Raw genomic sequence first — 19,822 nt, 5'->3', positions numbered from 1 at the left:
GGAGCAGATTTGTCTGGGCAGCTTGTGGGGCATGTAAGGGCCCCTTCGCGAGCAAGCCCGCTCCCACAGGGGAGCTGAGTTTTACAGGTGAAATTCGTGTTCATGCCAAACGTCCCGGTTCGCGGCAGACCTGCTGCCCGGCTTCGAGCAGCGTCGAGCAGGCACGCACCCGGCGGCCATCGCCCAGTTGCACCCAGCAATCCTGACAGGCCCCCATCAGGCAGAAGCCAGCGCGGGGTTCGGCGCTGAAGTCGCTGCCGCGCAGGTGTTCGCTGCAAGTCAGCACGGCGGTCAGCACGGTATCGCCGAGCAAACCACTGGCGGGATGGCCGTCGAGGGTAAAGTCCAGGGCCGGGCGGTCAGCTTCGGCCAGTCGTTTCAGCAGAGCCATGGCGCCCTCATTGTTTACCCACCAGAACCCGATCCAGGCCGTAGACCCGATCAAGCAGAATCATCGTCAGCGCGGTCAGCGCAATCACCAGTGCCGACACCGCCGCCATCATCGGATCGATGGATTCAGTGGCGTACACGTACATGCGCACCGGCAGGGTTTGTGTGGCCGGCGAGGTGACGAAAATCGACAGTGTGACTTCGTCGAAACTGTTGATGAACGCCAGCAACCAGCCACCGGCCACCCCCGGCAGAATCATCGGCAGGGTGATCTGGCGGAACAGCGTGAAGCGCCCGGCACCCAAGGATTGCGCGGCGTATTCGGCGCTGCGATCCAGGCCAATGGCCGAGGCCAGCACCAGACGCAGCACATACGGTGTAATCACCAGCACGTGGGCGAAGATCAGCCAGACGAAGCTGCCATTGACACCCAGCAACGCAAACAGGCGCAGCAACGCCACACCGAGTACCAGGTGCGGAATGATGATCGGCGACAGAAACAGGCCGTTGAGGAAGTCTCGACCGGGAAACTCGAATCTGGTGATCGCCAGCGCGGCGGGCACCGCAATCAGCGTCGCCAGGGTGGCGGCACTGAACGCCAGGATCAGGCTGTTGTAGAACGCATCGACAAAATCGGCACGCTCGAACACCGCGCGAAACCAGCGTAGAGAGAACTCCGTGGTCGGCAGGCTCAGGGTGTTTTCCGGGGTGAAGGCCACGAGGCAAACCACCACCAGCGGCGCCATCATGAACAACACCACCAGGGTATGAAACAGCAGGGCGAAAGGACCGTTCCTGGACATGACGAATTATCCCAATGACTTCTTGTAGCGGCCTTCGATCATGCGATTCCACGACAGCATGATCAGCAGGTTGATGAGCAGCAGAGCCACGGCAATAGTCGCGCCCATGGGCCAATTGAGATCCGACAGGTACTGGTCGTAGATCAGCGTGGCAACCATCTTCAGCCGACGACCGCCGAGCAGGCCGGGGATCGCGAAAGAGCTGGCGGCCAGGCCAAACACGATCAATGTGCCGGACAACACACCGGGCATGACCTGTGGCAGCACGACCTGGCGAATCACCGTGAAGTGACTGGCGCCCAGCGACTGCGCGGCTTGTTCGGCGGCGGGGTCGAGTTTCTGCAGCGAGGTCCAGACCGGAATGATCATGAACGGCAGCATCACGTGCACCAGCGCAATTACCACCGCGAACGGCGTGTAGAGCAGCTTCATCGGCGAGCCGCCGAGGGCTTGCAGGGTCTGGTTGACCAGGCCGTCGGTGCCGAGCAACAGGCTCCAGCCGAAGGCGCGTACCACCACCGAAATCAGCAGCGGGGTGAGGATCAGAATCAGGAAAATCGAGCGCCAGGGTGTGCCCATGCGGCTGAGGATGTAGGCCTCGGGCACCCCGATCAGCACGCAGAGAAAAGTGGTCAGGGCGCTGATCCACAAGGTGCGCAGAAAGATCTCGTAGAAATACGGATCGCCCAGCAGGCTGCTGTAGTGCTCGACGGTGTAGGCGTCGCCGTTGATCCCCGAGCTGTAGTCGAAGACGTTGAATGACAGCACCAGGGTCAATCCCAGCGGGATGATCAGCAAACTGAGGTACAAGGCCAGGGCCGGTGCGGACAGCCAATACCCTTGGCGGGTGGCGGTGAGCGTACTCATGCTGGCACCTCGTCGACACTCAGCACTCGCAGCAGCGCCGCGTCCCAGTCCAGACCGACTGCAGTGCCTTCGTTCAAGGGTGCAGAGCCATCGTTGCGGCGCACCACGCAGAGTTCGCCCAAGCCTGTCCCGACGCCGTACAGCCATTGGCTGCCGAGGAAAAACCGACTGACGATCTTGCCTTGCAAACGACCGTGGCCAGCATCGCGCAGATCGATTTTTTCCGGCCGCAGGCTCAAGGTCAGATCGCCTTTGCCAACACTGCACACCTGAATCACACCGGCACCATTGCGCTCGCCGGGCAGCAGATTGGCCTTGCCGACGAATCCGGAAATGAACTCGGTGCGCGGGTGTTCGTAGAGGGTGTAGGGCGCGTCGATCTGGGTGATGCGTCCAGCCTGCATCACCACGACACGGTCGCTGATGGACAGCGCTTCCGACTGGTCGTGGGTGACCATCAGCGTGGTGATTGCAACTTCGCGCTGGATGCGGCGGATCTCGAATTGCATCTCTTCGCGCAGATTGGCGTCGAGGTTGGACAGTGGTTCATCCAGCAACAGCACCGGCGGCTGAATCACCAGGGCGCGTGCCAGGGCGACGCGCTGGCGCTGGCCACCGGAAAGCTCCCGCGGGTAGCGCTCGGCGTGCTGGTTCAGGCGCACCAGTTTCAATACCCGGTCGACCCGTTGCTGGATATCGGCGTTCGGCACCTTGCGCATGCGCAGGCCAAAGGCGACGTTGTCCTTGACGGTCATGTGCGGGAACAGCGCGTAGCTCTGGAAGACCACCCCCAAACCGCGGCTGGCGGGTTTGGCGTGGGTGATGTCGCGGCCATCGAGCACGATGCGCCCGCTGGTGACTTCGACGAAGCCGGCAATCATTTGCAGGGTGGTGGTCTTGCCGCACCCCGAGGGGCCGAGCAAGGACACGAATTCACCTTTCTCGACCGAGAGGTCGGTGGCGACGACGGCGTCGATTTCGCCGTAGCGTTTGCAGAGTTTTTCAAGTTGCACAAAAGCCATGACTGCGCTCCACCTGAGATTGTTATGCGTCACCCAAAGGCGCGCTTTTTTGTATGGGCAGATACGAAAAGATGTTGCCGGGGTGCGTGGCGCTCGACTTGAGTCGGCTGCCGCTGTTGTTCGAATCGCCCCTGTCTGGACGCAGAGTAGGACGAAGACTAGGATGGGCTCAATGGCCTATTTCACTGAGGCGATGACTATTTTGAGTTTTATTCGGTCAGTAAATTAATAATCGGAAAACAAGATGCCAGATTCCATTGAGCGGAATGAAAACAAAAATGAAGTCGGTGTCGGCGCCGTCTCAAGATTGTTTGCGGTACTGCGAACACTGGGGGATACCGTCGAGGGCGGCGAGCGGGTGACGCAACTGGCGCAGCGCATCGGTTTATCGCAACCGACCACGCACCGGTTGCTGCGCAGCCTGATGGACGAGGGCATGGTCGAGCAGGATGCGCGCAGTAAACGCTATCGCCTGAGCCTGGATTTTTTCGCTCTGGCGGCTCGTGCGGGCAACACCGGAAACCTGCGCGAATTGGCACGGCCGGCGCTCCTGAGGCTCTCGGCGTCGCTGGGTGATTCGTTGTTTTTGCTGGCGCGCTGCGGCTTTGATGCGATCTGCCTGGACCGCAGCGAAGGGCCGTTCCCGATCCGCACCTTTACCGGGGATATCGGCGGGCGTGTGGCGCTTGGCGTGGGTCAGGGCAGCCTGGCGATTCTGGCGTTCCTGCCGGAGGAGGAGCGCAACACCGTCATCCATTACAACTTGCCGCGCCTGAAAGACTTCCACCTGTATGACGAGGTGTTCCTGCGCTCGGAAGTCGAAAACGTGCGCGCCCTGGGTTACGCCGGGCGCAATACCGGCGTGCTGCAGGGCATGGCCGGGGTGGCCGTGCCGATTCTCGATCGTGAAGGTCGCGCGGTGGCGGCGTTGAGTGTGGCGACCGTGAGTGACCGATTGGGACCGGATCGCCTGCCGACGGTGGTGGACATGCTCAAGCGCGAAGCGGCGCTGATCGGGCCGCGGATCAATCCGTTCGACCCGCTACTGCGCCGGCCTTCGCAGGTGTTCGGGCAAGGGTAAGTTTTGCCCGCTCCCACATTTGATTGGTGTCACCATCAATACTGTACGGTTTTGCTGAGCATCCGCGCCGCTGGCGTATCCGCCGGGCTGACCATCGCATAGTTGTAGCCACTTCCCGACCAGTACTCGGCCTGCAACTCGCCATCACTGCGACTGCCCCTGGGCAGCAGAAAGTTTTTCGGCCCTGGCGGGCGCACATAGAAACTGATTTTCTGCCCGCTCTGATCCTCGTAGACCACCATTGCCGCAGGGCCTTGCTCGGTACTCAGTAAACGCCCGCTGGCCGGCTTGAACCCGGCACCCGAGAGGTCGGGCAGGCGATTGGCCTGGGTGAAGTAGCGGTCGAGCCAACCCTGCATGTCGCCGTCGTCGCTTGCCTTGTAATCCGCCGGTAGGAGGCCTTGCTGGGCAATCAGGCGATAGGCCTGCAGGGCATCGGTCATTGGCAGCTGGGGATTCGCGAGCGTCATCTCCCGCGCTTGCCAACCGCTGAAACCGCCGATGCTGACGGCGATGAGCAACACCGCGGCACTGGCCAGGTGTCGACGGGATTGGCGTTTGAGGCGCTGGCGTATCACCGCCGGATCAAGGTCCGGGTTCGAGGGTTGTTGCAAGGCACCACTCAGGGCTGCGCGTAGTGTCTGGGCATCCTGCTGCCAGGCGCGCACTTGCGCGGCCATCTCCGGGTTACCGGCCAGAAAAGTCTCCACCAGGCGTCGGTCGGCGTCGCTCAGTTGGTGGTCGACGTAGGCGTGCAGGTCTCGTTCGCTGGGGGGCATGCTGATCATTTGAGTCTCCGCAGGGAAGGGCGGTTGATTTCGCCCTCGCTGAGTTGGCGCAGGGCCTGGCGAGCCCGGGACAGGCGGGACATCACGGTGCCGGTGGGTACGTCGAGAATCTCGGCGACCTCTTTGTAACTCAAGCCTTCCACCGACACCCAGAGCAGCAGCGCGCGTTGCTCGGTGGGCAGTCGGTCGAAAGCGTTGAGGGTCGATTGTGCAATCACGGTGCGCTCCACCGAGGGCTGGGCATCGTCACGCCCGGTGAAGAATTCGAGCATGCGCGCATAGCGCCGGGAGCGGCGGTGCGCATCGAGAAACTGCCGATAGAGAATCGAGAACAGCCAGGCGCGCAAGTCGCCCTCGGTGCGTTTGCCGGCCCAACTCGACAGCGCCCGCTCCAGGCTCGCCTGCACCAGGTCGTCAGCGCTGCTGGTGTTGCGCGTCAACGACACGGCAAACCGCCGCAGTCCGGGAATGATTTCTCTGAGTTGTTCGTCGATATCGTTCATGAAGTTCTGGCTAGTCACTACGCTGGACTGTGGACCAGGAAGACGCCCGGCATTCGAGGTTATTCCACGTCAGAAAAAATAAAAACCGCGCGTGGGAATAAACCTGCGTGCGGTTCGTCTGCTTGATTCCTCTCATTTGTGGCCGATGGCCCTGGAGTCTTTCATGGTAGATCGATCATCACCGCCAACCCGGCCACCCTTGAGTGCGGCGAGCCTGACGTTGCGTCTGGCTGGCATTGCCGTGGTCGTTGCCGCCGTGGCTGGGGCGTTTGCCTACGTCAACGGCACCTTTGACCCACAGCGCCTGACCCCGAAGAAACTGATCAACGTGCTGGAAACCAACAACGGCGTGCACCCGGGATTCCGTCGCAACCATTCCAAAGGCGTGTGCGTGATCGGGCATTTCGAGAGCAGCGGTGAGGCGCGCAGCTATTCCACCGCTCAGGTGTTGAACGAAGCGCGGACACCGGTGGTCGGACGATTCGCCTTGCCCGCCGGCAACCCTTACGCGCCGGACAGTGCCGTGCCGATCCGCAGCTTGGCCTTGCGCTTCACCCAGGCCAACGGCCAGCAGTGGCGCACGGGGATGAACAGCATGCCGGTGTTCCCGGTGGGCACGCCCGAGGCGTTCTATCAACTGCAAAAAGCCCAGTCGCCAGACCCGGCCACCGGCAAACCGGACCCCAAGGCCGTGCCGGCGTTCTTTGGTTCACATCCCGAATCCGCACCGTTCCTGGCTTGGATCAAGACCGCCAAGCCGTCAGCCAGTTACGTCACGGAGACCTATAACAGCGTCAACGCGTTTTATCTGGTGAGCGCTACCGGACAACGCCAGGCCGTGCGCTGGAGCATGGTGCCGGTGGCTCAAGATGCTCCGGGGGCTGCGGCGCCGGAGGGGGGCGACTTTCTGGAGAAAGACCTGGTTCAGCGCATTGCCGCAGGGCCGTTGCGTTGGCAGTTGAACATCATCCTGGCCAATCCTGGCGATCTAGTGAACGATGCCAGCAAAGCCTGGCCTGAAGGGCGCAAAGTGTTGAACGCGGGCACGCTGGTGCTGGAAAAAACCCAGCCGCAACTCAATGGCGAATGCCGTGACATCAACTACGACCCGCTGGTATTGCCCGCCGGCATCGAAGGGTCCGACGACCCGTTGCTCGCCGCTCGCTCAGCCGGTTACGCCAATTCCTACCTGCGTCGCACCAGCGAAGTCAGCCAGTTGCCCGCCGCCAAACAGGAGGCCCAGCAATGAGCACTCAACCGAACCACTTCGCTCCATTGGCGCGACTGCTGCACTGGCTGATGGCGTTGATGATCATTGCCATGCTGTTTATTGGTGCCGGCATGGTTGCCTCGGTCTCCGAGCGGCATGAATGGCTGATTCATCTGCACAAACCCTTGGGCATTGCGATCTTGCTGCTGGTGATCGTGCGCCTGGTGGTGCGTTTCTCCACCACACAGCCACCTCTGCCGGCGGACATGCCGGGTGTGCAAGTACTCGCGGCCAAGGCCTCGCATGTCTTGTTGTATGCATTGATGCTGGTTTTGCCGCTGCTGGGCTGGGCGATGATTTCGGCCTCCGGCGAACCGGTGATGCTCAGCAGCTCGCTGCAATTACCGTCGATTGTGCCGGCGAACGCACAAGTGTTTGCGTTTTTGCGCAAGGCGCATGGGTATCTGGCGTACCTGCTGTTTCTGACCGTGTTGCTGCATTTGGCGGCCGCGTTGTTTCACGGCTGGGTGCGTCGCGATGAGGTGCTGGACAGCATGTTGCGGGGCAAGGATCGCGGCTAGTTGCAATGCAGAGAAAGATCGCAGCCTGCGGCAGGCGGCGATCTTTTGATCTTGAAGGGTGATCAGCGCAAGGTGTCGACCATATCTGCAAGCGTGGTCAACACATCCTTGCCCAGCTGTTTAGAACGCTTGCCCGACCAACCGGTTTCCGCGTTCGGATGGTCGTCGTGATCCTTGAACGGCATTTCCAAGGTCAGCGACAGGCAGTCGTACTTCTGACCCACACTGTTGCAGGCTAGCGTCATGTTGGCCTGGCCCGGTTCGTCGCGGGTGTAGCCGTACTTGGTCTGGAAGTCTTTGGTGGTGTGCTTCAGGTGGCTGCGGAAGTGCTCTTCAAGCTTTTCGATCCGTGGCGTGTAGCCTGGATTACCTTCGCAACCGGCGGTGAACACGTGAGGAATTTCCTCATCACCGTGAGCGTCGAGGAACATATCGACGCCGTACTTTTCCATCTGCTGCTGTACGAACAGGACTTCCGGGCTGGTCTCCTGGCTGGCGTTCTGCCAGGCGCGATTGAGGTCCTGGCCCATGGCGTTGGTGCGCAAGTGACCGTGGAAAGCACCGTCCGGATTCATGTTGGGCACCAGGTACAGGTCGGCGCTGGCCAGCAGTTTGTTCAGCACCGGGTCGTCGTGCTTTTCCAGGCGCTCGATCACGCCTTCCATGAACCACTCGGCCATGTGCTCGCCCGGATGTTGCTGGGCGATGATCCACACTTTGCGCTGGCCTTCGGCGCCGGTGCCTTTGCGCAGTAACTGGATGTCGCGACCTTCGACACTCTTGCCGGTGGCCAGCAGTTCGGTGCCGGCCTTGGTCAGCGCCTGCTCGATCAGCCAATCGTGGCGACCACGGCTGTAGGGTTCGAAGTAGGCGAACCAGGCATGGGTCTGCTCGGCTTCGAGGCTGAATCGCAGGCAGTCGCCTTCGAAAATGGTGGGTACGCGGAACCAGTTGACGTGATCGTAGGACGCCACCGCCTGATAGCCGGTCCAGGCCTTGTTATAGGAGGATTGGCTGGCATTGTTCAGGCGAAACCAGTGCTCCTGGCCGACATGCAGGCCACTGGCCTTGAAGTGGAACCATTGGAAATGGTTGCTTTTGGTATCGGGGCGGATCGCCAGCAGGGGCTTGAGCGGGTCGCTGACGTCGATCACCTGGATGTTGCCGCTGTCGAAGTTGGCACTGATGTCGAAAGAGGATTTAGCCACGGCCATAATCGGGTCCTGAATATGATTTTTATGGCGGCTACTTTACACGCAAGAGTGAGGTGAAACCGAGGGAAATTGCGGGGTGCAGAGGTGGGGGCGTCCTCCTTGACGCCGTCGCAGCTTAGAGACTGTGCGATTGATTCTCAAGTGCTATCTGTCGCTGGTTTCAACCCATGATGCCGGGCTTCTCTCGCCAACCGGCATTCTTTTGATATCATCCGCGCCATCGAATTTGCGGCACCCAAAGACTTCATTAGCCTGAAGCCAAAGCCAGAAAACTGGCAAAAAAAGACCCGGCAAAAAGCCGGGTCAAAAACCGTGATTAGCCTGATGAGGAGATAGTCCAGGAGACCGACCTAAGGTCACCTGGTCCATCGACTGATCTCGCGATCAGTGGATGCAATAATAATCATTCTCGTTTGCAGGTCAAGCGTTTTTACCTGCGCGACAGGAAAACTCTTTCCTGCCCTCTCGATTTGCCTTCTCACCTCAACCGTTTTCATACTTCTCCAGTGATCGATCGACCATCGCCTTGGCCATGTCGATCATGTGCACCGTCGAAAACGCCAGGTCGCGATTTGCGCCTTGCAGGTGATTGGCTGACTCGTACGCAGTGGCGGCAGCACAGCGCAACAGGTCCAAAGCATGGACCAGTGCCTCTTCGCCGCTGATATTGCGGTTCACATCAAAAAAACGCGGCTCGGCCACTTCCTCTGAAATAGCTGGTTTCAAGTAATAGTCCAGCGCGCGTTGTGCCGCCGCTGAGCCCAGGGGCGAAGTGAAGGTGGTGTCGATTTGCATGTCCGGCAGGTCATTGGTGGGTTGGTTCATGGCGATGGCAAGCTCCGTGTTAGATTCAGATCCGTGAATCGATCCTAATACGAACTGTATTTGTGACGATAATTTAAATACTACAATTTGTGTTTTGATGGCCGGAGTCGCCCACGTATCGTGCCGCACATGGATAAATGGATTGAATTGGTCAAGGCCAAGATGAGTGAACTCAAAATCACTCAAGAGATACTCGCCGAGCGCCTCGGGATGTCCCAGGGCGGCATTGGCCACTGGCTCAACAAACGTCGTGAACCCGGCATCGAAGACATGAACCGTGTGCTTCGGGCGCTGGGCCTTGAGTTTCTCGAAGTGGCGCTGGTGATCCGGGAACCGCAGGCGTCAACGGATGACGAAATCCCCCTGACACAGAAGTACAACCCGTACTTTCGCTACCCGGTCAGTGACTGGCGCGAACCTGCCGAAGTGCGCGACGGCGAGGTTGCGGTGTATGGAAAAGGGCACTTTGAACTGTCCGATTACCACGCCCGGGGGCCGGCATTCTGGTTGAGAGTGGCAGGCGATGCGATGACCGCACCCAATGGCATCAGCATCCCGGAAGGCATGCTGATTCTGGTGGACCCGGCGGTGGACGCCGAGCCTGGCAAACTGGTCATTGCCCAGTGGCCGGACAGCACCGAAGCCACGTTCCGCAAGCTCATCGAAGAGGGCGGGCAGCGTTATCTGGTCCCGCTCAATCCGACGTATCCGAAAGCCTTGTACGCCGAAGAATGTCGAATCATCGGCGTAGTAGTTCAGGCAACAGCCAGGTTCTGATCAGATCGGTCCTCGCGATGCGTAGGACCGATCTTCATTTCACGCTTCTTCAAGTTCGACCAGCGCACTGCCTTCACTGACCATCTCGCCTTCCTGGCAATACAGCGCCTTGATCACCCCGGCGTGGGGCGCGCGGATGCTGTGCTCCATCTTCATGGCCTCAAGTACCACCAATTGCGCCCCGGCTTCGACCGATTGCCCGGCCTCCACCAACACGCGCACGATGCTGCCGTTCATGGGGGCGGTCAGTCCGCCGTGATGGCTGTGGCTGGCCTCGACGGCGCTGATCGGGTCGTAAGCCTCGATGCGGTGCAACTCGCCATCCCACTGCAAGTACACATGTTCGCCACGGCGTATTGCGCGGTGTTGACGGCGCACGCCAGCCTGCTCGGTCAGTAGATGTTCGCCCTTGAGTCGAGCGCGGTGGGCATTGATGTCGCCCAGCGTCAGCGCCCGGTCCTGGCCTTCACAGCTCAGGTGAAGGGTGATTTCTCTCGGCAGTCCAGCGCGCAGCCCGTTACCCGCCGCCCATGGCGAACTCGGGTCATCGGATCGGGTGGCAGGCGGTTGGCTCTGGGCAAACGCCTGGGCGGCGGCTTGCCAGAAATCATCGCTGAGTTCCGCAGGGGCCGGCAGCAACTGCTCCTGATAGCGCGGTATAAAGCCGGTATCCAGTTCAGCAGCGGCAAATGCCGGATGGCCGATGATGCGCCGCAGGAAATTGATGTTGGTCTTCAGCCCGCCGATGGCGAACTCGCCGAGCATGCTCAGCAGGCGCAAACGCGCTTGTTCACGATCCTCGCCCCAGGCAATCAACTTGCCGAGCATCGGGTCATAGAACGGCGAGATCTCGTCGCCTTCTTCAACGCCGCTGTCCACCCGACGCCCCGGCCCCGGGGCGGATTCGCGATACAGCTCCAGACGACCGGTCGCCGGCAGGAAATCATTGCCCGGGTCTTCGGCATACAGCCGCACTTCGATCGCGTGACCCACCAGCGGTACCTGGTCTTGAGTCATCGGCAATGCTTCGCCACGAGCCACGCGAATCTGCCAGGCCACTAGGTCGAGACCGGTGATGGCTTCGGTGACTGGGTGTTCCACTTGCAGACGCGTGTTCATCTCCATGAAGAAGAACTCGCCCCGCGCATCCAGCAGAAACTCCACGGTGCCAGCGCCGACATAGCCGATGGCCTGCGCCGAACGCACGGCGGCCTCGCCCATGGCGCGCCGCAGCTCCGGACTAAGGCCTGGCGCCGGGGCTTCTTCGACGACTTTCTGGTGCCGCCGCTGAATCGAGCAGTCACGTTCGTTGAGGTACAGGCAGTTGCCGTGTTGGTCGGCGAACACCTGGATTTCCACATGACGTGGCTTGAGCAGGTATTTCTCCACCAGCATCCGCGAGTCGCCGAACGACGATTGCGCCTCACGTTGGGCCGAGGCCAGGGCTTCGGCCAGTTGGCTGACGTCCTCGACTACTTTCATGCCTTTGCCGCCGCCCCCGGCTGTGGCCTTGAGCAGCACCGGGTAGCCGATGCGCTCGCAGGCATCGCGGAAGGTGTCGAGGTCTTGAGCCTCGCCGTGATAACCGGGCACCAGCGGCACGCCAGCGGTTTCCATCAAGGCTTTGGCGGCGGATTTGCTGCCCATGGCGTCGATGGCCGAGGCGGGCGGGCCGAGGAATATCAAGCCGGCGTTTTCGATGGCGCGGGCGAATCCGGCGTTCTCCGACAGAAAACCGTAGCCGGGGTGAATCGCCTGGGCGCCGCTGGCCTTGGCGGCAGCGATCAGTTTGTCGATTTGCAGATAGCTGTCGGCGGCTTTGCTGCCACCGAGGTCGACACGAATGTCGGCTTCGCGGCTGTGCCGGGCGTCACGGTCGGTGGCGCTGTGCACGGCCACGGTGGTCAGGCCCAGGGCCTTGGCGGTACGCATCACCCGGCAAGCGATTTCGCCACGGTTGGCCACCAACAGGGTGGTGAGGACAGGTGCGCTCATCAACGGGGCTCCTTGGTGGTTTCGGCTTGCCAGCTCGGCGGACGTTTTTGCAGGAAGGCGCGCAGGCCTTCCTGGCCTTCTGGGCTGACGCGGATGCGGGCGATGGCGTTTTCGGTGAAGCGACGCAATGCCGGGGTCAGTGAGCCGTCGCCGACCTCGCGCAGCAAGTCCTTGCTGGCGCGCATCGCGGCCGGACTGTTGAGCAGCAGATTGTCGATCCACTGCTCGACTTTCTGTTCCAGCTCGGCACTTGCATAGCTCTCCGACAACAAACCGATTTCCCGAGCCCGTTGCCCGCCGAAGCGCTCGGCGGTCAAGGCATAGCGACGTGTCGCGCGCTCGCCAATGGCTTGCACCACGAACGGGCTGATGACCGCCGGTGCCAGGCCGATGCGCACTTCCGACAGGCAGAACTGCGCATCATCGGCGCCGATGGCCATGTCGCAGCAACTGATCAGGCCCAGCGCGCCACCAAAGGCTGCGCCTTGCACCACCGCCAGGGTCGGCACTTTGAGTTTGGCCAGGTTGTACATCAACTCCGCCAGTTCCCGGGCGTCATCGAGGTTGGTGGCGTAATCGAGCTCGGCCGATTGCTGCATCCAGGCCAGGTCGGCGCCGGCGCTGAAATGCTTGCCGCGACCGCGCACGATCAGAAACCGCAGGCTGGTATCGCTCGCGACTTTGTCGAGGGCGAGGATCAGCTCGCGGATCATCTCGGCATTGAAGGCGTTGTTCTTTTCTTCACGGCTGAGCCACAGCGTGGCAAAACCACGGGGGTCGGTCAGCAGTTCGAGGGTGTTGAAGTCGCTCATGTTCTTCTCCCGATCACATCCGGAACACGCCGAAGCGGCTCGGTTCGATTGGCGCGTTCAACGACGCGGACAAGGCCAGGGCCAGTACGTCGCGGGTCTGGGCCGGGTCGATGACACCGTCGTCCCACAGGCGCGCGCTGGAATAGTAGGGGTGACCCTGTTCTTCGTACTGGTCGAGGATCGGTTGCTTGATCTCGGCTTCCTGTTCGGCGCTGAAACCCTGGCCGCTGCGTTCGGCCTGCTCGCGCTTGACCTGCACCAGCACGCCGGCCGCCTGTTCGGCACCCATCACGCCGATGCGCGCATTCGGCCACATCCACAGGAAGCGTGGATCGTAAGCCCGACCGCACATGCCGTAGTTACCGGCCCCGAAGCTGCCGCCGATGATCACGGTGAATTTCGGCACCTTGGCGCAGGCCACGGCGGTCACCAGTTTTGCGCCGTGCTTGGCGATGCCGCCGGCCTCGTATTTCTGGCCGACCATGAAGCCGGTGATGTTCTGCAGGAACAGCAGCGGGATGCCGCGCTGGCACGCCAGTTCGATAAAGTGCGCGCCTTTCTGCGCCGCTTCAGCGAACAGGATGCCGTTGTTGGCGAGGATCGCGATCGGGTAACCGTGCAGGTAAGCAAAACCGCAGACCAGCGTCGTCCCGAACAACGCCTTGAATTCGTCGAATACCGAACCATCCACCAGCCGCGCAATCACTTCGCGCACGTCAAACGGTTGCTTGGCGTCGGCCGGGACCACGCCGTACAACTCGTCGCTGCTGTAGAGCGGGGCGATTGGTGTGCGTTGCTGAACCTCACCTTGCTTGCGCCAGTTGAGGTTGGCGACGCTGCGGCGTGCCAGTGCCAGGGCGTGTTCATCGCTCTCGGCGTAATGGTCGGCCACCCCGGAAATCTTGCAATGTACATCGGCCCCGCCGAGGTCCTCGGCACTGACCACCTCACCGGTCGCGGCTTTCACCAGTGGCGGACCGGCGAGGAAGATCGTCGCTTGTTCGCGGACCATGATCGCTTCGTCGGCCATCGCCGGTACATAGGCGCCGCCAGCGGTGCAGGAACCCATGACCACCGCAATCTGTGGAATGCCCATGGCGCTCATGTTGGCCTGGTTGAAGAAGATCCGCCCGAAGTGCTCGCGGTCCGGAAACACTTCATCCTGGCGCGGCAGGTTGGCGCCGCCGGAGTCCACCAGATAGATGCACGGCAGACGATTCTGCTGGGCGATGGTCTGGGCGCGCAGGTGTTTTTTCACGGTCAACGGGTAATACGAGCCACCTTTCACCGTGGCGTCGTTGGCGACGATCATGCACTCGACGCCTTCCACACGGCCGATCCCGGCAATCACGCCAGCCGCCGGAACGTCTTCGCCATACACCTCGTACGCCGCCAGTTGGCTGATCTCCAAAAATGGCGAACCCGGATCGAGCAAGCGGTTGATGCGCTCGCGAGGCAGCAGTTTGCCCCGCGAGGTGTGGCGTTCCTGAGCCTTCGGGCCGCCACCTTGCGCCACTTGGGCGAGCAATGTGTGCAACGCGTCGACCTGCTTGAGCATCGCCGCGCTATTGGTGGCGAACTCCGCTGAACGGGGGTTGAGCTGGGTATGCAGGGTAGCCATGGACAGCTCCGTTTAGCGGGTTTCGTTGAACAGTTCGCGACCGATCAGCATGCGACGGATCTCACTGGTGCCCGCGCCGATTTCGTACAGCTTGGCGTCACGCAACAGACGGCCGGCCGGGAATTCATTGATGTAGCCGTTGCCACCGAGAATCTGGATTGCGTCGAGGGCCATTTGTGTGGCGCGTTCGGCGCTGTAGAGGATCACGCCGGCGGCGTCCTTGCGTGTGGTTTCGCCGCGCTCGCAGGCCTGGGCCACGGCGTACAGGTAGGCGCGGCTGGCGTTGAGTTGGGTGTACATGTCGGCGACCTTGCCCTGGATCAGCTGGAATTCGCCGATGCTTTGGCCGAACTGCTTGCGGTCGTGGATGTACGGCACGATCAGGTCCATGCACGCCTGCATGATCCCGGTCGGGCCACCTGAAAGGACAACGCGCTCGTAGTCGAGGCCGCTCATCAGCACTTTCACGCCGCCGTTGAGCACGCCGAGGATGTTTTCTTCCGGCACTTCAACGTCATCGAAAAACAGCTCGCAGGTGTTCGAACCGCGCATGCCGAGCTTGTCGAATTTGTTGCTGCGGCTGAAGCCTTTCCAGTCGCGCTCGACGATGAACGCGGTGATGCCATGAGGGCCTTTTTCCAGGTCGGTCTTGGCGTAGATCACGTAGGTGTTGGCGTCCGGACCGTTGGTGATCCAGGTCTTGCTGCCGTTGAGCACGTACTTGTCGCCACGTTTTTCGGCGCGCAGTTTCATCGACACCACGTCGGAACCGGCATTCGGCTCGCTCATGGCCAAGGCGCCGATGTGCTCGCCGCTGATCAGCTTGGGCAGGTACTTGGATTTCTGTTCGTGGTTGCCGTTGCGGTTGATCTGGTTGACGCACAGGTTGGAGTGAGCGCCGTAGGACAACGCCACCGAAGCCGAGCCTCGGCTGATTTCTTCCATGGCCACCACGTGGGCCAAGTAGCCCAGGCCGGCACCGCCGTACTCTTCCGGCACGGTAATGCCCAGCAGGCCCATGTCGCCAAACTTGCGCCACAGGTCGGCGGGGAACAGGTTGTCGATGTCGATCTGAGCGGCGCGCGGGGCGATCTCCTTGGCGACGAAGGACTGAACCTGATCGCGCAGCATGTCGATGGTTTCACCGAGGGCAAAGTTCAGGGATGGATAGCTCATGGGTCACCTTTTGGCTTTTTTGTAGGGCAGGGAGGGCCGTGATTGGGTTCTCACCTTTACGTTAACGTAAGCCTGTGACGAATGGCTGTCAATCACCCTTTACGTTAACGTCAACTTGAGCGAGAGTAGAGGCAGTTCAAGATAGAATGCGGACCACTCCTGTGGGACCGCCGGTAGCCCATAAATAAAGACAATAGGGGTCGTCATGGATCAACCCAGTGCAAGCCCGCAACGCAGTTACACCCGTGGTTCCCAGGACAAAGCCTTGCTGGCGATGACCATTGGCCAGGCGTTCGACAACACGGTTGCGCAGTACCCGGACGGGGAGGCGCTGGTGGTGCGCCATCAACAGCTGCGTTACACCTGGCGGCAATTGGCCGAGGCCGCGGACCTGCATGCCAGAGCACTGCTGGCGCTGGGGCTACAAGCCGGGGATCGCCTCGGCATCTGGGCGCCGAACTGTGCGCAGTGGTGCATCAGCCAGATTGCCACCGCGAAAATTGGCGTGATCCTGGTCAACATCAATCCGGCGTATCGCAGTTCCGAACTCGAATACGTATTGAAGCAGTCCGGCTGCCAATGGCTGGTGTGTGCCGGGGCCTTCAAGTCCTCGAACTATCACGCGATGCTGCAAGGCCTGGTGCCGGAGTTGGCCGGGCAATCCATCGGCAAGTTGCAGAGTGAGCGGCTGCCGGAGTTGTGTGGCGTCATCAGCCTGGATGTGCAGCCACCTTCGGGGTTCCTGCCATGGTCGCAACTGGCCGATCTGGCGGGCGGCGTCACGGTCGAGCAACTGCATGAGCGTCAGGACAGCCTGCATTTCGATCAGCCGGTGAATATCCAGTACACCTCCGGCACCACCGGTTTCCCCAAGGGCGCGACCCTCAGTCACTACAACATTCTCAACAATGGTTACATGGTCGGCGAAAGCCTCGGCCTGACCGCCGCTGATCGCCTGGTGATCCCGGTGCCGTTGTATCACTGCTTCGGTATGGTCATGGGCAACCTTGGTTGTATCACCCACGGCAGCACCATGATTTACCCAAACGATGCGTTTGATCCGCTGCTGACCCTCAGCACCGTCGCCGAAGAGAAAGCCACTGCGCTGTACGGCGTACCGACCATGTTCATCGCCATGCTCGATCAGCCCCAGCGTGCCGAATTCGACCTGTCGAGCCTGCGCACCGGGATCATGGCGGGCGCGACCTGTCCTATCGAGGTGATGCGCCGGGTCATCAGCGAAATGCACATGAGCGAAGTGCAGATCGCCTACGGCATGACGGAAACCAGTCCGGTGTCGTTGCAGACTGGTCCTTCAGACGACCTGGAACTGCGCGTGACCACCGTTGGCCGCACGCAGCCGCAACTGGAAAGCAAGATCATTGACGAAGCGGGCAATCTTGTACCGCGCGGCACCATCGGCGAACTGTGCACCCGCGGTTACAGCGTGATGCTCGGTTACTGGAACAACCCCGAAGGCACGGCGGACGCCATCGACCAGGCGGGGTGGATGCACACCGGTGATCTGGCGAGCATGAACGACGAGGGTTACGTGTGCATTGCCGGGCGCAACAAGGACATGATCATCCGCGGCGGTGAGAATATTTACCCGCGGGAGCTGGAAGAATTTTTCTTCACCCATCCGGCTGTTGCGGACGTGCAGGTAATCGGCATTCCTTGCTCGCGCTACGGTGAAGAGATCGTCGCCTGGATCAAGTTCCACCCCGGCCACAGCGCCACCGAGCAAGAGCTGCAAACCTGGTGCAAGGAGCGCATCGCGCACTTCAAGACGCCGCGTTACTTCAAGTTCGTCGAGGAGTTTCCGATGACGGTGACTGGCAAGATCCAGAAATTCAGGATGCGCGAGATCAGTGTCGAGGAGTTGCGCATCAATAAAGCCTGACCACAAATCCCCTGTGGGAGCAAGCCCGCTCCCACATTTGATTGGGGAAAACCTGAATGCCAGACAGCACAAAGGGGAGCCGAAGCTCCCCTTTAATTTTCGTTGCGCGTGCTCTTTTTTTATTATTGAGGGTCGGTCTGTTTTTGTTTTTGGCAACCGTTGCCCTTTACCGCTGTTTTTGGCGATCCCCATTCGGGATCAAGAGCAAACGTATTTTTTTGAGCGCTGATCTACTTTCTCGCTGAGCGATCCAACCAGTACGGGAGCTACCTGAAGGTAGTTTTATTATTCTCTGTCCGGTTGCGGGTAACTCCGAAAAGCACCCTGAAAAGCACATCTTCTCCAAAAAAATCTGTTAGCTGCGTCTCTGCCGTGTTGTTTTTGTTATGTCAGAGTCGTTACGTCTTGTTTTTATTAGGTTTGCCGCAATTTTTTTATTCTTGTTGTGCGATAGATATTGCAGGAGGCATGCCAACTTTTTAAAAGCCTTTAAAATCAATGGTTTGCAAATTTATAGGGTTTTGCGCCTCAGGCAAACCCCTACATTTTGTTTCCGTGTTACTCGCTTCCACCCACGTTTCAGACACAGCGGTAACACCCGGACACACTCAGCGCACTCACTGTGCGCTGCGGGCCTTGGCCACGCGGGAACCGGTAGGGCGACCCAATACTGTGCAAATCTGTTGGCCGGCGAGCATCAAGGCGTCGAGGTCGATTCCGGTGTCGATGCCCAGGCCGTTGAGCAGGTAAACCACGTCTTCGGTGGCGACGTTACCGCTGGCGCCCTTGGCGTAGGGGCAGCCGCCCAGACCGGCGATGGAGCTGTCGAACACCGAGATGCCTTCCAGCAGGCTGGCGTAGATGTTGGCCACAGCCTGACCGTAGGTGTCGTGGAAGTGCCCTGCGAGTTTCTCCCGGGGCACATCCTTCGATACCACTTCAAACATCCTGCGGGTTGCGCCAGCGGTACCGGTGCCGATGGTGTCCCCCAGCGAAACTTCATAGCAGCCCATGGCATACAACTCGCGAGCGACCACGGCGACCTGCTCCGGGGCGACGTTACCTTCATAGGGGCAGCCCAGCACGCAGGACACATACCCGCGCACGGTCACTCCATGTTGTCTGGCGGCCTCCATGATCGGCCCGAAACGCTCCAGGCTTTCGCTGATCGAGCAATTGATGTTGCGCTGGGAAAACGCTTCGGACGCCGCCGCGAACACGGCCACTTCCTTGACCCCGGCGGCGAGGGCATCTTCGAAACCGCGCAGGTTGGGGGCGAGAGCGCCGTAGACCACGCCCGGTTTACGCTGGATCTGCGCGAAAACCTCGGCGGAGCCGGCCATCTGCGGCACCCACTTGGGCGACACGAAACTGCCGACTTCTATATAGCCGAGCCCGGCTGCGGTCAGCGCATCGACCAGTTGCACCTTGTCGGTAACACTGATGGGCTGGGCCTCGTTCTGCAGGCCGTCGCGTGGGCCGACTTCGACAATGCGTACGTGGGTGGGGAGGGGCATGGGGTTCGACCTGTGCTGATTGTCTGATTGTGCAGTGATCCCTGTGGGAGCGAGCCTGCTCGCGATGGCGGTAGCAAATTCAACGCTGATGTCGACTGACCCGGCGCTATCGCGAGCAGGCTCACTCCTACAGGGGATTTTGTAGGGTTACTGAATCGATTCCTGGCTTTTGAGCGTCTGCTCCAGCGCCTGCACGCAGCGCTCTTCGGCAGTATCGAGTTCCAGTTTCATCTGTTCGATGTCGAGCATTTGCTGTTCAAGCTGCTCCCGGCGCTCGCTGATTTTCGCCAGCATGCTGTGCAGTTGCTTGGTGTTACCGCTGGACGGGTCGTAGAGCTCGATCAGCTCGCGGCATTCAGCCAGGGAGAAACCGATGCGCTTGCCCCGCAGGATCAGCTTCAGGCTGACCTTGTCGCGGGGCGAGTAAATGCGTTCCTGGCCACGGCGCTCGGGGCTGAGCAGGCCTTGCTCTTCATAAAAGCGAATGGCGCGGGTGGTGATGTCGAGCTCGCGGGCGAGATCGGAAATGCTGTAGGTCTGGCTGCTCATGGGCGCGCTCGCAAAAGGTCATGGCGCTAAGCTAATGTCAGGTTGACGTTTACGTCAAGGGGCATGGATTTAAGCTGCTCTTGCTGGCCTCATCGCGAGCAGGCTCGCTCCCACTGTGGTTCTTCATTGAACTCAATATCTGTGTACGACAAATATCCCTGTGGGAGCGGGCTTGCTCGCGAAGAAGT

The 19,822-nt window shown here is 60.6% G+C and carries 19 protein-coding genes; 5 read left to right on the top strand and 14 right to left on the bottom strand.

Features of this window, described 5'->3' with window-relative positions:
• Positions 1-100: 100 nt before the first annotated feature.
• From AC1DVE_RS25950 to AC1DVE_RS25935, 4 genes are read right to left on the bottom strand one after another with little or no spacing between them, the layout of a single operon-like run.
• The gene (locus AC1DVE_RS25950; RefSeq protein WP_223459938.1) at positions 101-391 is read right to left on the bottom strand and encodes a (2Fe-2S)-binding protein; all 291 of its coding nucleotides are present in this window, start codon (positions 389-391) and stop codon (positions 101-103) included.
• A 7-nt stretch (positions 392-398) separates the two neighbouring features.
• Positions 399-1,193 carry an ABC transporter permease gene (locus AC1DVE_RS25945; protein WP_223459937.1) on the bottom strand — a complete coding sequence of 265 codons (795 nt, stop codon included), beginning with the start codon at positions 1,191-1,193 and terminating at the stop codon, positions 399-401.
• 6 nt (positions 1,194-1,199) lie between these two features.
• Positions 1,200-2,060 (bottom strand): ABC transporter permease, encoded by an 861-nt coding sequence (locus tag AC1DVE_RS25940; RefSeq protein ID WP_223459935.1) that lies wholly within the window; start codon positions 2,058-2,060, stop codon positions 1,200-1,202.
• Entirely contained in the window at positions 2,057-3,082 is a 1,026-nt protein-coding gene (locus AC1DVE_RS25935; RefSeq protein ID WP_223459933.1) for an ABC transporter ATP-binding protein, read from the bottom strand. Before AC1DVE_RS25935 ends, AC1DVE_RS25940 begins: the two co-directional genes overlap by 4 nt.
• A 244-nt stretch (positions 3,083-3,326) precedes the next feature.
• Between AC1DVE_RS25935 and AC1DVE_RS25930 the strand changes: the two genes are divergently transcribed.
• The gene (locus AC1DVE_RS25930; RefSeq protein ID WP_223459931.1) at positions 3,327-4,163 is read left to right on the top strand and encodes an IclR family transcriptional regulator; all 837 of its coding nucleotides are present in this window, start codon (positions 3,327-3,329) and stop codon (positions 4,161-4,163) included.
• Positions 4,164-4,198: 35 nt separating this feature from the next.
• On the opposite strand, the gene AC1DVE_RS25925 is transcribed toward AC1DVE_RS25930, so the two are convergent.
• On the bottom strand, positions 4,199-4,951 hold the full coding sequence (locus tag AC1DVE_RS25925; RefSeq protein ID WP_223459930.1) for an anti-sigma factor family protein: 753 nt from the start codon (positions 4,949-4,951) through the stop codon (positions 4,199-4,201).
• Positions 4,948-5,454, bottom strand: coding sequence for a sigma-70 family RNA polymerase sigma factor (locus AC1DVE_RS25920; RefSeq protein WP_223459927.1), 507 nt, complete (start codon positions 5,452-5,454; stop codon positions 4,948-4,950). The genes AC1DVE_RS25925 and AC1DVE_RS25920 overlap by 4 nt, the downstream gene beginning before the upstream one ends.
• Before the next feature lie 163 nt (positions 5,455-5,617).
• Here AC1DVE_RS25920 and AC1DVE_RS25915 point away from each other — a divergent pair, with 163 nt between their 5' ends.
• Together AC1DVE_RS25915 and AC1DVE_RS25910 are read left to right on the top strand one after the other, a co-directional pair.
• Complete coding sequence (locus AC1DVE_RS25915) at positions 5,618-6,703, top strand: catalase family peroxidase (protein WP_223459926.1); 1,086 nt, start codon at positions 5,618-5,620, stop codon at positions 6,701-6,703.
• Positions 6,700-7,245 carry a cytochrome b gene (locus AC1DVE_RS25910; protein WP_223459924.1) on the top strand — a complete coding sequence of 182 codons (546 nt, stop codon included), beginning with the start codon at positions 6,700-6,702 and terminating at the stop codon, positions 7,243-7,245. The genes AC1DVE_RS25915 and AC1DVE_RS25910 overlap by 4 nt, the downstream gene beginning before the upstream one ends.
• Positions 7,246-7,307: 62 nt before the next feature.
• On the opposite strand, the gene AC1DVE_RS25905 is transcribed toward AC1DVE_RS25910, so the two are convergent.
• A complete protein-coding gene (locus tag AC1DVE_RS25905) occupies positions 7,308-8,459 on the bottom strand; it encodes a M14 family metallopeptidase (RefSeq protein WP_223459922.1) in 1,152 nt (383 codons plus the stop codon).
• A gap of 483 nt (positions 8,460-8,942) precedes the next feature.
• Entirely contained in the window at positions 8,943-9,284 is a 342-nt protein-coding gene (locus AC1DVE_RS25900) for a DUF6124 family protein (protein WP_150725904.1), read from the bottom strand.
• Between the two features lie 129 nt (positions 9,285-9,413).
• On the opposite strand from AC1DVE_RS25900, the gene AC1DVE_RS25895 reads away from it, so the two are divergent.
• Positions 9,414-10,061 carry a LexA family protein gene (locus AC1DVE_RS25895; RefSeq protein WP_223459921.1) on the top strand — a complete coding sequence of 216 codons (648 nt, stop codon included), beginning with the start codon at positions 9,414-9,416 and terminating at the stop codon, positions 10,059-10,061.
• A 39-nt stretch (positions 10,062-10,100) separates the two neighbouring features.
• Here AC1DVE_RS25895 and AC1DVE_RS25890 read toward each other — a convergent pair whose 3' ends face one another.
• Genes AC1DVE_RS25890 through AC1DVE_RS25875 form a run of 4 tightly spaced genes read right to left on the bottom strand, consistent with a single transcriptional unit; the run spans position 10,101 to position 15,665 of the window.
• On the bottom strand, positions 10,101-12,056 hold the full coding sequence (locus AC1DVE_RS25890) for an acetyl/propionyl/methylcrotonyl-CoA carboxylase subunit alpha (protein WP_223459919.1): 1,956 nt from the start codon (positions 12,054-12,056) through the stop codon (positions 10,101-10,103).
• On the bottom strand, positions 12,056-12,868 hold the full coding sequence (locus AC1DVE_RS25885; RefSeq protein ID WP_477784316.1) for a gamma-carboxygeranoyl-CoA hydratase: 813 nt from the start codon (positions 12,866-12,868) through the stop codon (positions 12,056-12,058). Before AC1DVE_RS25885 ends, AC1DVE_RS25890 begins: the two co-directional genes overlap by 1 nt.
• Before the next feature lie 13 nt (positions 12,869-12,881).
• Positions 12,882-14,489, bottom strand: a complete 1,608-nt coding sequence (locus AC1DVE_RS25880; protein WP_056724065.1) for a carboxyl transferase domain-containing protein — start codon at positions 14,487-14,489, stop codon at positions 12,882-12,884.
• A 12-nt stretch (positions 14,490-14,501) separates the two neighbouring features.
• Positions 14,502-15,665 carry an isovaleryl-CoA dehydrogenase gene (locus AC1DVE_RS25875; protein WP_223459915.1) on the bottom strand — a complete coding sequence of 388 codons (1,164 nt, stop codon included), beginning with the start codon at positions 15,663-15,665 and terminating at the stop codon, positions 14,502-14,504.
• Positions 15,666-15,870: 205 nt separating this feature from the next.
• On the opposite strand from AC1DVE_RS25875, the gene AC1DVE_RS25870 reads away from it, so the two are divergent.
• Entirely contained in the window at positions 15,871-17,568 is a 1,698-nt protein-coding gene (locus AC1DVE_RS25870; protein WP_223459913.1) for an AMP-binding protein, read from the top strand.
• Positions 17,569-18,185: 617 nt separating this feature from the next.
• Here AC1DVE_RS25870 and AC1DVE_RS25865 read toward each other — a convergent pair.
• On the bottom strand, positions 18,186-19,085 hold the full coding sequence (locus AC1DVE_RS25865) for a hydroxymethylglutaryl-CoA lyase (protein ID WP_150725910.1): 900 nt from the start codon (positions 19,083-19,085) through the stop codon (positions 18,186-18,188).
• 147 nt (positions 19,086-19,232) lie between these two features.
• Positions 19,233-19,634 (bottom strand): MerR family transcriptional regulator, encoded by a 402-nt coding sequence (locus AC1DVE_RS25860; protein WP_085725920.1) that lies wholly within the window; start codon positions 19,632-19,634, stop codon positions 19,233-19,235.
• Positions 19,635-19,822 lie beyond the last annotated feature (188 nt).

The organism is Pseudomonas sp. P4_B4 (assembly GCF_056402255.1).
Note: the sequence above shows the minus strand (reverse complement) of the source record. Positions and strands in the feature narration are given on the sequence as shown.